This window comes from Zhouia spongiae, from assembly GCF_022760175.1.
Classification (GTDB): domain Bacteria; phylum Bacteroidota; class Bacteroidia; order Flavobacteriales; family Flavobacteriaceae; genus Zhouia; species Zhouia spongiae.
In genome coordinates this window covers 1978743-1992453 of sequence record NZ_CP094326.1, presented here as the reverse complement: position 1 = coordinate 1992453, position 13711 = coordinate 1978743, and the positions used below count along the sequence as shown (strand labels likewise).

Here is a 13711-nt window from a genome sequence, read left to right as displayed (position 1 = left end):
TTTAATTAATTTCTCTCCGGAACTATATAATTTATTCCAAACTGAACCGAAGCATTGTGAGCATCGGCCAGATTTTCATATTCCAACAGATTATCTGCTAAAATATATAAATTAAAATTACCAAAATGTGTCGAAAGTCCAATTCCTATATTTGTTGCAGAAAATTTATCAACTGTATAAGCTGCCCTTGCCTGTAAAAAATCGGCGATTCTCTTTTGGTAGTACGCTGTCAGGGCCAATTGCGGATATCTTGGCCTGTGAATGGCTGAAAAATGTACCCCAAGAGTATTATCATAATCTTTTTCATAAGCCCTGCAATCACAATCCTTTCCTCCCTTCCTTCCGAAAGCGTATGACAAACCCGCATTCAGCCTTAGCGGTCTTAAAGTCGTATACCTCGTTGAGGTGGTATCATAAAGTTCTTCCAATTCGTCTGCAAGATCCTGCCAATAGTCATAAACATCGCCATCATCATCAATTATACCCGGAAAAACCAGGTCCAAGCCTTCAAAATCATACCTGCCCCGGTATGCGTAATTCTTCACATCCTTCGAGTGGTGAATAAAACCAAAATCCAAGACACTCGCCGTTAACTTCCATTTTTTTTTAAACTTATAACTAAATCCTAAATCAACTCCCATACCGAGGTTCCCTCCTAATAGGGCACGCCTTTTAAATCTTCCGTACAGACCACTGGCGATATCATTACCATCCTCCAATTCATCTATAATCCCATACCCCGAAGTATTCAGTTCCAGATCGGCAATCACCGTATGAACATATTCATTATTGGTTCCGAAATCTGTAAAAAAACGACCATTGTTATGCGTCGACGTTATATCTGCTATTCCGGAATATACTTTAAGCCGTCCACCTACAGAAAGGCTTTCACTTACTTTCCGCAATACTCCAAAATGAAGCACACTTACCAACTCAGTCTTCACTGTAGCGTGCCTCAGGTTAAATCGCTGACCCAGATAATCTCTATTCCCGTCATAGGCCAAAATAGCCAGATCGCGAGGCCAATAATTAAAATGATCGAACTCCTGGTACCACCCGAAAGAGTAATAATTCTTTTCGTGCCAGCCACTACGCCCCTTAAACCCGCCAAACAGTATTTCTACTTCTTCATGAACCGACATAATATCATTACTTCCGGCAGTGTAAATCACATCCCTTATTTTATCGTTAATATCGACACCGTCATCAGCAAAAACATCATAAACAGAAAAACCACTGGAACCTGCACTTATATACACCCCGGACAATAATGGTAATCCTGCATGCCATTCGTTATTTACATTAGCCCCGGGGTTTTGCATTAATGATTGTGGAATCTGGGTGAAGTCGTATAGCAATTGTTTATTCTGAGCGCTCCCCAAAACAACCCAAAACCAGGTTATGTATATAACCCTACTTATCATCTTCTACTTGTAAATATATGGTTACAAAAGAATTCATTGACACGCTGCCTTCAGAAGTTTCAGTAAGCCCGGGAGTTCCGTCCACTAACACTATTTCCATCCCTAACAACACGGTACTTGTCAACTGCCCTATACTATCTCCCGAAAATATAACAGTATCCTTAACTTCAACATCAGCCCCTGACGAAGCCGGAATATCATACGATAGAGCACGAAGTACCTCCTGATTTTTATCCAGAAAATTCAGGGTGATCTCAAAATTCCTGCTAATGGTATTGGTAAACTGAAAATGAAAATCTGCCCGTACAAGATTGTTTACGGAAAAAGACTCTGACACAGCATCCATTTTTACAAGATCGCCAGCGGAAATCATTTCCTGTCCGTTTTCCACAAATTGGTTTGCTTCTATATCGAAGTAAACAAAGCTCCCTTCAAAAACAGGTGTCAGCCGAATATTATCTACCTGATCGAAATCAACATCTTTTACGCATGACACTAACAACAAGAGAAATAAACATATTACTATTCTTATTTGAAGTACCATCTTTAACATACCTTAAAACAGGAAAATTGATCTATACTCTTAAAGATAGCCCTTAATTTCCAACAAATTATCTATTTTAACATCTTGTTCGTTAACAGCATCATTGTGTACGTTAAAATGGATCGTATGCATCCCTACATTTTTAGCCCCCAGCACATCGGCTTCATAGTTATCTCCTATCATAATAGCCTTGTCAGCTTCTACCCGGGCTTTGGTAAGGGCATAATTAAATATTCTAGGATCCGGTTTTTTCACTCCCGCACTTTCAGAATTTATGATATGAATAAAATAATCAGATATTTTTGAATTCTCCAGTTTACCGGTTTGCACTTCTGCGAAACCATTGGTGATGATATGCAGCTTATATTTTGGTCTTAAATAATCGAGTATGGGTATGGCCTCATCAAACAAATGGTTAAAACCGGTTAAATACCGAATATACTCCTCCGACAAGACCGTTATCAGCTCATCTTCTATTTTATAATCCAATCGATCGAAGGTTTCCTTTAACCTCGAATATCTCAACTGCTCTTTGGTAACTTTTTCTTCCCTGTATAATTTCCAATAATGCATATTTACCTGGCGATAGCATTTCAGAAAATCATCAAGTGATACATTTACCCCATTCTGAGGTAATATTTTATTGAAAGTGAGTGCTGAATTTTTTTCAAAATCCCACAGGGTATGGTCCAGATCAAAAAAAACATCTGTTATCTTATCTTTCATCTTCATTTATTCTTTTTCAGAAAACATCTCCCTATATAGTTCCCAAAGTTGTTTTCTGGTTTCAAAATTTAAAACTTCATTAGAGAATATAACTACAAACGTCCCCTCTACCTTTTTAACGGATTCCTGCAACGACATTAGTTTTCTTTTTATTTGCTGGAAGTTCACTGCATTTTGTATCAGTATGTAAGAAGCACAAAACGGCACAACTTTTATCGGTAACTGCTCTTCAAAACTGATATCGTAAAAATTAAAAGGTGTACAGGTTCCTGCTCTGAAGCCTATATGAGCTGAATACCCCATTGTATAATCTTCATTAAATTCCGCAGTTGTCATCGTCCTGTAGCTTTCGGGAATATTCAACCTGTTAAACCTCCACCGAGCCTTTTTCACCGGTCTATTGACAAAATCTATAAGTCGCTTTCTCTCCTTCTTTAATAATTCTACATTATCAAAAGCCTCATAAGAAGCCATTAATGAAACAATACTGTAATCGGCCACCGATTTTACCAACCCCCTGAAACTGGGATTATTGACCGATATATTCTTATCATAAGCAGAATAATCTCCCATCAGAAAAAAGTAAATGGCATCTATACTATTTTCTTTATGAAGTCTGATCAGTTCATCAAAATTATCGAAAGGATCTCTTTTTAATCCCAATAAGACCTGAAAACGTTCAAAAACATCTTTCAGGTTAAAATAGGCCAGATCTAAAATTGTTGAAGCAATGGTTCTGATGATTCCTTTCTTTCTGTAATTATAAAGCACGGGAACATCTATTACCGGAATGCTTTTAAATTCTTTCTTTTTAAACTGATAGGACGGATAATACGTCTCTAATATATGTTTAAGCTTCCCGATCCACAGATCTACTACAGGTAATTCCAGAAACTTATGCTTATAGGCCAGACTCTCCTCCGCCGGATAGCGTCCGTGCTCATCCTTTACATGCGGAAGATACTCTTCATACCTGCTCAAAAGGTAAAAACTGGCAGCAAAAATATCGAAAGGGAGGTGACTTTTTTCTGAGGTCGAAAAAAAACAGGGCACGTCAATCCAATCCTGAATTACAACCTCGACATCAGATATTCCCTGTTCGAACAAAAGATCATGGGCACGGATAAAAAACTCTCCGTTTAAAGGACTTTTACTATAGTTTATTTTAGGCCCGATAAAGGCTAGAAACTCTTCAGCATCTTCAGTAGTCCTGTAATCTACCAACAACATTTTAGTAAAAATGTGTTTTAAGATATAATTTAAACGGGGGGTCTTTTTTTCTATATATATGAGTATCATCTATAACAGTCCTTCATCTGCAAAACTAAAATACATTTTTTCAGTGACAATGAGATGGTCGAGAACTTTTATATCTAAACTATTAGCAGCAGTACTCAACTTATCAGTAAGCTGTTTGTCTGCCTCACTGGGTCTTAAGGTACCGGAAGGGTGATTATGGACCAATATGAGGCTTGTGGCTCCCAACTCCAGAGCATGTTTAAGTGCCAAACGGACATCGACAAGGGTTCCTGTGATTCCTCCCTTACTTAGTTGTAGTTTATAAATAATTTTATTTGAGTTATTAAGATACAGGATCCAGAACTCTTCATGCTCCAACTCTCCTATAACAGGCTGCATAAGCTCGAAAACAGACGAACTACTGGTTATTTTTTTTCTTTCTAATGAATCTTCATTCCGCCGGCGTCTTCCCAGCTCTAAGGCTGCTGCAATGGTAATCGCTTTGGCTTCTCCAATTCCTTTAAAAGACATTAATTTTTTTACGGACATCTTCCCCAACTCGTTCAAGCTATTGCCTGTAGAAGCCAATATTCTTTGCGACAGACCTACCGCACTCTCTTCCTTATTACCACTACCAATTAAAATGGCTATTAATTCTGCATCCGACAGTGCCGCCCTTCCCTTCAGGGATAATTTCTCACGGGGACGATCATCTTCTTTCCAGTTTTTTATTGAAAATGATGTTGATTTTTCTTTCATCTTTTAAAGATAGTAAACTAAAAATAAAATTGTACTTTTCTACCTAAAAATCACTCACTTATGAAATCGCTCTTAGACAAAGGCACCTATAACGAGATCATTGACCGGATAACATTGCTGAACGACGATTCCGTTCCCGAATGGGGAAAAATGAATGTGTCCCAAATGCTTGCCCATTGTCAGGGGCCTTTAAAAATCGCCCTCGATAAAATGACATTAAAAAAACCTAACGTGTTCATCTGTTCTATCGCTAAACTATTCAGGCATAAATTATACGATGACAAGCTGTGGAGCCATGGTATTCCGACAGCAAAAGAGTTTTTAGTTAATGACAAACGCGATTTTATTCAGGAAAAAGAAACATTAAAAATCCTCATCGAAGAATTTTACGAAAAGGGAATTGAAAATGAGTGGCCGGCACACCCCATTTTCGGAAAATTTACTACCGAACAATGGGGTAAAATGCAATACAAACATCTAGACCATCACTTAAGGCAATTTAATGTTTAATCATATAGAAGGCATGAACTATCCTCCCCGAGAATTTCAAGAGACCGGTTTTCAGAATATTATAAAAATCATCAGGGCTTACCCATTGGCCACTTTGATCTCAGTGCACAACAACAAATTATATACAAGTCATATCCCTCTGATCTATTATAAAGACAAACAATTCCCCTTCGGCAAATTAGCAGGCCATATCGACATACACAATCCCCAATTAAATGCCCTCCAAAAAGGAACAGCCGTAAATATTATTTTTCACGGTCCCGATTCCTATATCTCTCCTTCTCTTTTTAAAGCTGACCATCTGCCCACCTGGAATTACATCAAGGTACATATTGAAGGCAAACCCAGAGAAATTAAAAGCAAGGACACCCTAAGGCAGTCACTGCTTAAAATGACCGAATCCCTGGAGGCAAACACCTCTGGTTATATGCTCTCAGAAAATCACCCGACAATGAACAAACTTTTGGATTATATTGTTGGTTTTGAAATTGAAATAACCTCCTGGGAAGGAAAATTCAAATTATCTCAAAACAAACCAACAGAAGAACAGGACATGGCGATACAATCTATGACTGTGGAAAATAAAAAAGATATTTCAGCCTTAGTAAAATCGATTTTAAAGGATTTTCAAAGATCATCATAAAGATATTTTGTATCTTTTATAACGTTTTCCGGCTCCAATTAACGGACTTCAACTAACGGTGCTTTCTTTACGACTCTAAAAATGAAAGCAATAATAAAATATATTAAACAACTTTACATTGTTATTGTTTCTGCGACATTACTGCATAGTTGCAGTATATACAGATCACAAAATTCAAGCATTGACGATGCTGTCTCATCCCGGCAAAAGGTTTTAGTGCTAAACACCAATCTTGAACGCTTTCATTTTAAAAGACTGCTTTTTCAAAAAGACAGCTTGTACGGGGTTGCTTCAAAAAACTCTAAAGAAGCCAAGCGTTTGTCCGATCTAATCAGCGCTGAAAAATATAACGACAAATATCTGAAGATCTATTTACCCGAAAAGGATATCTATGAAATCCGGCAAAAGAACAAGTCGTTATCGACTGCTATATCGATCGCCATTCCGGTATCTGCATTTACGCTCGCCGTCATTCTGGCCGTGGATCCCTTTGAGGATATAAGCCTTTGGTCTGATTAAATGGAAACAACTGATTATAAGTCTGACGAATTAATTATTCAAACAGGCCTGTTACCTCATCAAAATCCAATCCCCCATAATTCCCACTACTCATTAAAAGTAATGTGACATCGGTAAAGTCTTTATCAAACAAGTACGATTTAAACTCATCCGGGTTTGTAAATATTTTGAGATCATTCCGCTGCATCGCTGTTGCAATCTGCTCTTTTGTTATTTCTTTCAACCCTTTAATCTTAACCGCATCAGGAGAATAAAATACCACGGCTTCATCTGCTGCGTCCAACGCCCCTTTATACTCATTAAGGAAGTTTGCATTCAGACTACTATAAGTATGTAATTCGACACAGGCCACTAACTTTCTATCCGGATATTGTTCTTTAACAGCTTTGGTCGTGGCAGCCACTTTACTCGGAGAATGGGCAAAGTCTTTATAAGCAACCCCTGTGTCAGAAGCTGCAATTTTCTCTAATCGTTTTGAAGCTCCTTTAAAACTTGCAACAGCTTCATAAAAATCATCCTCATCAATGCCCATATGCTGACAAATCCACTTGGCTCCCATCAGGTTGTTCAGGTTATGTTTTCCGAATATTTCCAGTGGCATCGGTCCTTCAGCGGTTTCAATATAAGTCGCTCCGTCTTCCACAAAATATTCCGGCGTTCCATAAGGTATTTTACGGATCGTGTTTTCTGAAGCTTCCACGACTCTTTTCACCTCGTCATCCTCTTCGTTATAGTTAATACTCCCTCCGCTTACAATACTGTCGACAAAAACCTTAAACTGTTCTACATATCCTTCATAAGTCGGAAATACATTAATATGATCCCAGGCAATACCGCTTAGCAAAGCTATATTCGGCTTATACAAATGAAACTTAGGTCTTCTGTCAATAGCTGAAGACAAATATTCATCGCCTTCCAATACCATGAACTCATTATTATCTGTAAGGTGCACCATAGTCTCAAAACCATCTAACTGGGCGCCTACCATATAGTCTACTTCTACGCCGTGATAATTCAATACATGCAGAATCATTGACGTGATTGTCGTTTTACCGTGGCTCCCTCCTATTACAACCCTCGTTTTATCTTTTGACTGTTCGTATAAGAACTCCGGATAAGAATAAATTTTAATACCCAACTCCTGAGCCCGCAGTAACTCCGGATTATCTTCTTTTGCATGCATTCCCAATATTACAGCTTCTATATCACCCGTTATCTTTTCAGGAAACCACCCGAAAGATTCGGGACAAAGCCCCTTCGCTTCTAGCCTGGATTTCGATGGTTCGAAAATCACATCATCACTACCCGTTACCTGATATCCTTTATTCGACAAAGCCAGGGCAAGGTTATGCATGGCACTCCCCCCTATCGCTATAAAATGTATACGCATCTGGAATTTATTTTAAGCCAAAAATAAGAATTAACATTGAAGCACGGCAGAGGCTTTTAATTTAATTCCTGTTCTATGACCGGGAACAAAAAAAGTCCGGCTTAAAAAAACCGGACTTTAATTTTTAAGAGAAAAGATCTCTATTCTGTAATTGTTAACTCGTCTACGATATGCTTGGCGCCTGCAAACTTATCAATTAACCACATCACATATCTTACATCTACATTAATCGTACGCTGTAGTTTATTATCAAAGATCACATCTCCTGCCATCGCTTCAATATTTCCATCAAAAGCTAAACCAATAAGTTCGCCTTTACCATTTAAAACAGGAGAACCTGAATTACCTCCGGTTATATCATTATCTGTCAGGAAATTTATTGGCATAAATCCATCTTTATCTGCATAACGGCCAAAGTCTTTCTTGTTATACATATCTATCATTGTCTTTGGCATGTCGAACTCAGGATCGTTCGGCTTGTACTTTGCTACCATTCCTTTAAAGGTAGTGTAATTATTAATCTTAGCATCATTACGCTTATCCTTAGGCAATGCGCGGACTGTTCCGTAAGTTAGTCGTAAGGTAGAATTTGCGTCCGGATATTTTATTGTACTCAGGTTTGAAACCCTAAGTCCCTCAACCATTAATCTGTAGGCTTTGTTGTAGCGTTCCTCTGCTGCTGCTACCTCTTCGGATTTATCGTAATAATGATTCAGTAAATCTTCAGACAGTAAATACAACGGATCATTAGTTAAAGTTTCCTCGTTTGGAAGATCAAGGAAAGCTTTCATACGTTCTTTTGATGTAAAAATACTCAATTCAAAAGCTGCGTTCACAAATGTATTAAAGTCTCCTTTGTTTGCCGAAGCCAAAGAGGCTACCATCGGAGACAGTCCGACACCTGCTTTTGACGCATACAGGCCTAACTGTCCTGAAAGAACGTCTTTTTCTACCGGCAAATAAACCTCTTTAAAGAATTGGTCTACCATATTTTCCATGGCAGGCTTTACCTGGGCTCTTTTATTTTCATCTGCCTTGGTAAAGTTAAGAAACTGACGTCCTATACTTCTTGAAATCGTTCCGTATGCACTTGTTCTGAACATAGTCATCAGGTAATTATCGTGACGGGACCTTTCGTTTGTAAGTGTATAATAATTATTGATATCAGACATCACCGAACCATAGGTGGCTTTGTTTGCGGCCTTATTTGCCCATTTGTCGAATTTCTTTTCTGTTTTACGCTTGGATGCTGCTGTCTGGTGCTTTGTCAGGGCATCTATCATCCCCTGTCTGTTCTTCCAATAATTAGCAACACGAGCATATTTAGAGGCATACATTAATCGAACATCATCGTCCTGATCCATATATTTCTTCATTTTATCCATTCCCATCTTAGAACCTTCTACCCATGCCGGATATGCGAAATTCACATTCTGATCTATTCCGGCAGCAGGCATCCATCTGTTTGTTCTGCCCGGATATCCCAAGATCATGGCAAAGTCTCCTTCATTAACTCCATTCAGGCTCACCGGTAAATGGTGTTTTGGTTCTAACGGTACATTATCAGCAGCGTAATCAGCCGGATTACCGTCCTTATCACCATAAACCCTGAACATGGAGAAATCTCCTGTGTGCCGTGGCCATTCCCAGTTATCAGTATCGCCTCCGAATTTACCAACACTTTCCGGTGGTGTTCCAACTAAACGAACATCGTGATAGTCCTGATACACAAAATAGTAGTATTCGTTTCCTTGAAAAAACGGACGTACAGAAACCGTATATTTTCCTCCTCCATCGTTTTCCTTCTGGATCTTGGCAATTTCTCTGTTAATTGCTGCTTCACGCTCGGCCTCAGTCATATTATCATTTACCTGAGATAAAATTCTTTTGGTGGCATCATCCATTCTAACAAAGAATCGCACATATAAACTCTTAGGTTTTAGCTCATCTGCCCTGGTTGCCGCCCAATAACCATCTTTTAAATAGTTATGTTCCGGGGTAGACAACTCTGCAATAGCGCCATAACCACAATGGTGGTTTGTTAAGACTAAGCCTTCTTTTGATATTAAACTTGCCGTACATCCTCCGTTAAACTGTACGATGGCATCCTTAAGACTGTTATTGTTGATACTGTATATCTCTTCAGGAGTCAGCTGAAGTCCCATTTTTTGCATATCCCGGTGGTTAAGTCGCTCGATATGCATTAAGAACCACATTCCTTCATTAGCTCTTGTCGCCAGAGGAGCAATAAAGACGAATGCAATAATCGCTAGAAGTAATTTTCTCATGTGTGTTATGTTTTTTTGAAATTGCCCCGAAGATACTTCAAATGTTATTTTTACGGAAAAAATAGCTTCATTGTGTGGATTATTTAGATAAAAATTAACAATCAACAAATGCTATTAAATCAAAAAAGACCTTAACAGGCCTTTTTTGATTATGTGTTTTGGAATAAAATTAAACTTCAACAGGGTTAAGCATATCCCACAGTTTGTCCTTCAACTCCTGAATTCCTGTTTGTGCCACTGAAGAAATAAACATGTACGACACCCCTTTTAGCTGTGTATCCAGTTCGCTCTTTAGTTCCCTCTTCAGCTCATCGTCAAGCATATCGCTTTTAGATATAGCCACCAACCTTTCTTTATCGAGTAATTCGGGGTTGTACCTTTTCAGTTCGTTCAACAGTATATTATACTCCCTGGCTACATCATCGGCATCAGCCGGCACCAGGAACAACAATATCGAGTTTCGTTCAATATGACGTAAAAAATAATGCCCCAGACCTTTTCCTTCCGCAGCTCCTTCTATAATTCCCGGAATATCGGCCATAACAAACGACCTGAAATCGCGGTACTCTACAATCCCAAGATTTGGTTTTAAGGTCGTAAAAGGGTAATCGGCTATTTTCGGCTTCGCGGAGGTTATTACCGAAAGTAATGTTGATTTTCCTGCATTAGGAAAACCTACCAGCCCAACATCAGCCAATAGTTTCAGCTCCAGGATAAATTCGCTTTCCTTACCTTCTATACCTGTCTGGGCATATCGTGGGGTCTGATTGGTAGCGCTTTTAAAATGCCAGTTCCCAAGACCTCCCTTTCCTCCGTCAAGTAATACTATTTCTTCTTTGTCTTCTGTTACCTCAAAGAGAATCTTCTTGGTTTCTACATCCCTGACCACGGTTCCCAACGGCACCTCCATGTATACATCATCACCATCAGCTCCGGTACTTCTGCTTTTTCCTCCGTCGCCTCCGTGTCCGGCCCTAAAGTGTTTTTTAAACTTAAAATGAATTAACGTCCAAAGGTTGGCATTCCCACGTATAATGACGTGACCTCCTCTACCTCCATCACCTCCGTCAGGACCTCCTTTTGCTACATATTTTTCACGTCGCAAATGAGCAGACCCTCTACCTCCTTTACCGGAAGAGGCATATATCCTTACATAATCGGTAAAATTACCTTCAGTCATTAGTAGTTATTAAATGTGGATTATATTTTTAAGCAGATAAGCTTTCTTATTTATCTTTCGCTACATTAACAGCTACCAATGAGTCTATTACTTTACTAAGACGTTCGGTGATATCTTCAATAGAACCTACTCCGTTTATACTATGGAATTTATTTTGCTGTTTATAGTATTCAGTAAGTGGTGCTGTTTTCTGATTGTATTCTGTAAAACGATTCCTGATCTTTTCTTCATCCTGATCATCACTTCTGCCACTTACCTTGCCTCTCTCAAGAAGTCGCTGAATTAAAACCTCATCATCGGCTTCTAATGCAATCGTAGCGTCTACTTGCATTCCTTCATACTGCATCAACTGGTCTAGCGCCTCAGCCTGAGCTGTTGTCCTCGGAAAGCCATCAAAAATGAAACCGGCGGCGTCAAGGTTTTTTTCCACCTCTGCTTTAAGCATATTAATAGTAACCTCATCCGGCACCAACTCTCCTTTATCGATAAACGTCTTTGCAAGATTACCTAATTCTGTTTCATTTTTAATATTATATCTGAACACATCTCCCGTAGAAATATGTTTCAGGTTATACTTTTCTTTTAAAAAATTGGCTTGTGTCCCTTTACCTGCTCCAGGCTTTCCAAACAGCACTAAGTTGATCATTTTTTTCCTTTTTAATTGATACACTTCGGGCAAATTCCTCCCCAGCTCATCGTAATCTAATCCGTAGCCTACAATGAACCTGTTTGGAATTTCTTTCCCAATATAATCTATTTTTAACTTTTTTGTATATGCTACAGGTTTAAAAAACAGTGTTGCAATCTTTAACTGTTTAACCCCTTCCTTCTCCAACAAACCACAAATAACTTCCAGGGTGTTACCAGAGTCAATAATATCTTCCAGAACAACGACACATCGCCCTTTCAGATCCTGGTTAACCCCCACCAGTTGTTTTACCGCCCCTGTTGTTTCCGTTCCGGAATAAGAAGCCAGTTTAACGAAGCTAACTTCACAATTGTCCGGATACTTCTTAACAAAATCTGAAGTAAACATAAAAGAGCCGTTAAGTACCGATAAAAAAACCGGCACTTCTCCCTTAAGATCCGTACTTATCTCCTTAACCAGCTCGCTTACAACAACATCTATTTCTTTAGAAGTGATATAAGGCACAAAGTATTTATCATGAAGTTTTATCAAACCCGCTTAAAATTATCAAAGTTGCAAAGATAACAAGAAGATGTTAGATGAGCGAAATTCAAAGTACGAACTTTGTATGTTTTGAATAAATTAACCGTATTTTTGTACCAAATTAAACAAATAACACCACAAAGTAGCTATTAGTTCTATGAATTATTTTTCTTCTGGTTTCAAGCTTGGTATTGTCGGAGGCGGTCAATTAGGTAAAATGTTACTGTACGAAACACGTAAATTTGACATCCATACTATAGTTCTGGACCCCAGTGATGATGCTCCCTGTAAAATTGCTTGTAATGAATTTTACCAGGGCGATTTGATGGATTTCGATACCGTATATGAATTTGGAAAAAAAGCTGATGTTGTAACCATCGAAATTGAAAATGTAAATGTCGATGCGCTTGAAAAATTAGAAGATGAGGGAATAAAGGTTTTCCCTTCTCCGAAAACACTCAGGACTATTCAGAACAAAGCTACTCAAAAATTATTCTATAAAGACAACGAAATCCCTGCTGCCGATTTCACACGATTTGCCTACACATCTGAAATTGAGTCTGCCATCAGCAACAAAACGCTGGAATTTCCTTTTGTATGGAAAAGTGCCCGTTTCGGATACGACGGACAAGGAGTTAAAGTAGTGAAAAGTTATGCAGATTTGGATGTATTGCCTAATGTGGAATGCATTGCAGAAGAAATGGTTCCGTTCAAAAATGAACTGGCAGTGATAGTTGCCCGCAACCCCGAAGGAAGCATCGCTGTTTACCCTGTTGTTGAAATGGAATTTCATCCCGAAGCCAACCAGGTGGAGTATGTAATATGCCCTGCCCGAATTAACCCTGAAATTGCAGAAGAAGCCCAGAAAATAGCATTAAAAGTATCTGAATCGATCAATCATGTCGGCTTGCTGGCAGTTGAGATGTTTCAGACACAAAATGACACCATCCTGGTAAATGAAGTGGCTCCGCGGCCACACAACAGCGGCCACTACAGCATCGAAGCCAGTTATACCAATCAATTTGAACAACACTTAAGAGCCATACTGAACCTCCCTTTAGGGAACACTCAAAGTAAAGTAGCCGGCATCATGGTTAACCTGGTCGGTGCAGAAGGATATAACGGTCCTGTAATATACAAACACATTGAGGATATCATGAAGATGGATGGCGTTACCCCGCACATATACGGAAAAAAAGAAACCCGTCCATTCCGCAAAATGGGGCATGTTACCATCGTTAATGAAAATATGGCAGAAGCACGAAAAATAGCACAGGACGTAAAAGAAACGATAAAAGTAATAAGCAAATAAGAATAT

General features: G+C 38.8%; 13 protein-coding genes. 4 read left to right on the top strand and 9 right to left on the bottom strand.

All coding sequences use genetic code 11. The annotated features are described in order from the left end of the window. Positions 1 to 5 precede the first annotated feature (5 nt). The 5 genes from MQE36_RS08650 to radC form a co-directional block, all read right to left on the bottom strand. Complete coding sequence (locus MQE36_RS08650; protein ID WP_242938757.1) at positions 6 to 1424, bottom strand: DUF5723 family protein; 1419 nt, start codon at positions 1422 to 1424, stop codon at positions 6 to 8. Beyond that, entirely contained in the window at positions 1414 to 1968 is a 555-nt protein-coding gene (locus MQE36_RS08645) for a hypothetical protein (protein WP_242938756.1), read from the bottom strand. The genes MQE36_RS08650 and MQE36_RS08645 overlap by 11 nt, the downstream gene beginning before the upstream one ends. Before the next feature lie 39 nt (positions 1969 to 2007). After that, positions 2008 to 2694 carry a YjjG family noncanonical pyrimidine nucleotidase gene (locus MQE36_RS08640; protein WP_341461501.1) on the bottom strand — a complete coding sequence of 229 codons (687 nt, stop codon included), beginning with the start codon at positions 2692 to 2694 and terminating at the stop codon, positions 2008 to 2010. A 6-nt stretch (positions 2695 to 2700) separates the two neighbouring features. Further along, positions 2701 to 3924: a polysaccharide deacetylase family protein gene (locus MQE36_RS08635; protein WP_242938754.1), complete on the bottom strand. Its 1224-nt coding sequence runs from the start codon at positions 3922 to 3924 to the stop codon at positions 2701 to 2703. 69 nt (positions 3925 to 3993) lie between these two features. Continuing rightward, entirely contained in the window at positions 3994 to 4692 is a 699-nt protein-coding gene (gene radC, locus MQE36_RS08630; protein WP_242938753.1) for a RadC family protein, read from the bottom strand. Positions 4693 to 4752: 60 nt separating this feature from the next. Between radC and MQE36_RS08625 the strand changes: the two genes are divergently transcribed. From MQE36_RS08625 to MQE36_RS08615, 3 genes are all read left to right on the top strand, one after another. Then, on the top strand, positions 4753 to 5202 hold the full coding sequence (locus MQE36_RS08625; RefSeq protein WP_242938752.1) for a DUF1569 domain-containing protein: 450 nt from the start codon (positions 4753 to 4755) through the stop codon (positions 5200 to 5202). Then, positions 5195 to 5845 (top strand): FMN-binding negative transcriptional regulator, encoded by a 651-nt coding sequence (locus MQE36_RS08620; RefSeq protein ID WP_242938751.1) that lies wholly within the window; start codon positions 5195 to 5197, stop codon positions 5843 to 5845. Before MQE36_RS08625 ends, MQE36_RS08620 begins: the two co-directional genes overlap by 8 nt. A gap of 81 nt (positions 5846 to 5926) precedes the next feature. Further along, a complete protein-coding gene (locus tag MQE36_RS08615) occupies positions 5927 to 6364 on the top strand; it encodes a hypothetical protein (protein WP_242938750.1) in 438 nt (145 codons plus the stop codon). A 34-nt stretch (positions 6365 to 6398) separates the two neighbouring features. Here MQE36_RS08615 and MQE36_RS08610 read toward each other — a convergent pair whose 3' ends face one another. The 4 genes from MQE36_RS08610 to MQE36_RS08595 all read right to left on the bottom strand — a co-directional run bounded on the left by MQE36_RS08610 (position 6399) and on the right by MQE36_RS08595 (position 12402). After that, positions 6399 to 7754 (bottom strand): UDP-N-acetylmuramate--L-alanine ligase, encoded by a 1356-nt coding sequence (locus MQE36_RS08610; protein WP_242938749.1) that lies wholly within the window; start codon positions 7752 to 7754, stop codon positions 6399 to 6401. A gap of 140 nt (positions 7755 to 7894) precedes the next feature. After that, on the bottom strand, positions 7895 to 10042 hold the full coding sequence (locus MQE36_RS08605; protein ID WP_242938748.1) for a S46 family peptidase: 2148 nt from the start codon (positions 10040 to 10042) through the stop codon (positions 7895 to 7897). Between the two features lie 169 nt (positions 10043 to 10211). Continuing rightward, positions 10212 to 11222: a GTPase ObgE gene (gene obgE, locus MQE36_RS08600; RefSeq protein ID WP_242938747.1), complete on the bottom strand. Its 1011-nt coding sequence runs from the start codon at positions 11220 to 11222 to the stop codon at positions 10212 to 10214. A gap of 46 nt (positions 11223 to 11268) precedes the next feature. Next, a complete protein-coding gene (locus MQE36_RS08595; protein ID WP_242938746.1) occupies positions 11269 to 12402 on the bottom strand; it encodes an adenylate kinase in 1134 nt (377 codons plus the stop codon). Between the two features lie 148 nt (positions 12403 to 12550). Here MQE36_RS08595 and MQE36_RS08590 point away from each other — a divergent pair, with 148 nt between their 5' ends. Next, positions 12551 to 13705: a 5-(carboxyamino)imidazole ribonucleotide synthase gene (locus tag MQE36_RS08590; protein WP_242938745.1), complete on the top strand. Its 1155-nt coding sequence runs from the start codon at positions 12551 to 12553 to the stop codon at positions 13703 to 13705. Positions 13706 to 13711: the final 6 nt, after the last annotated feature.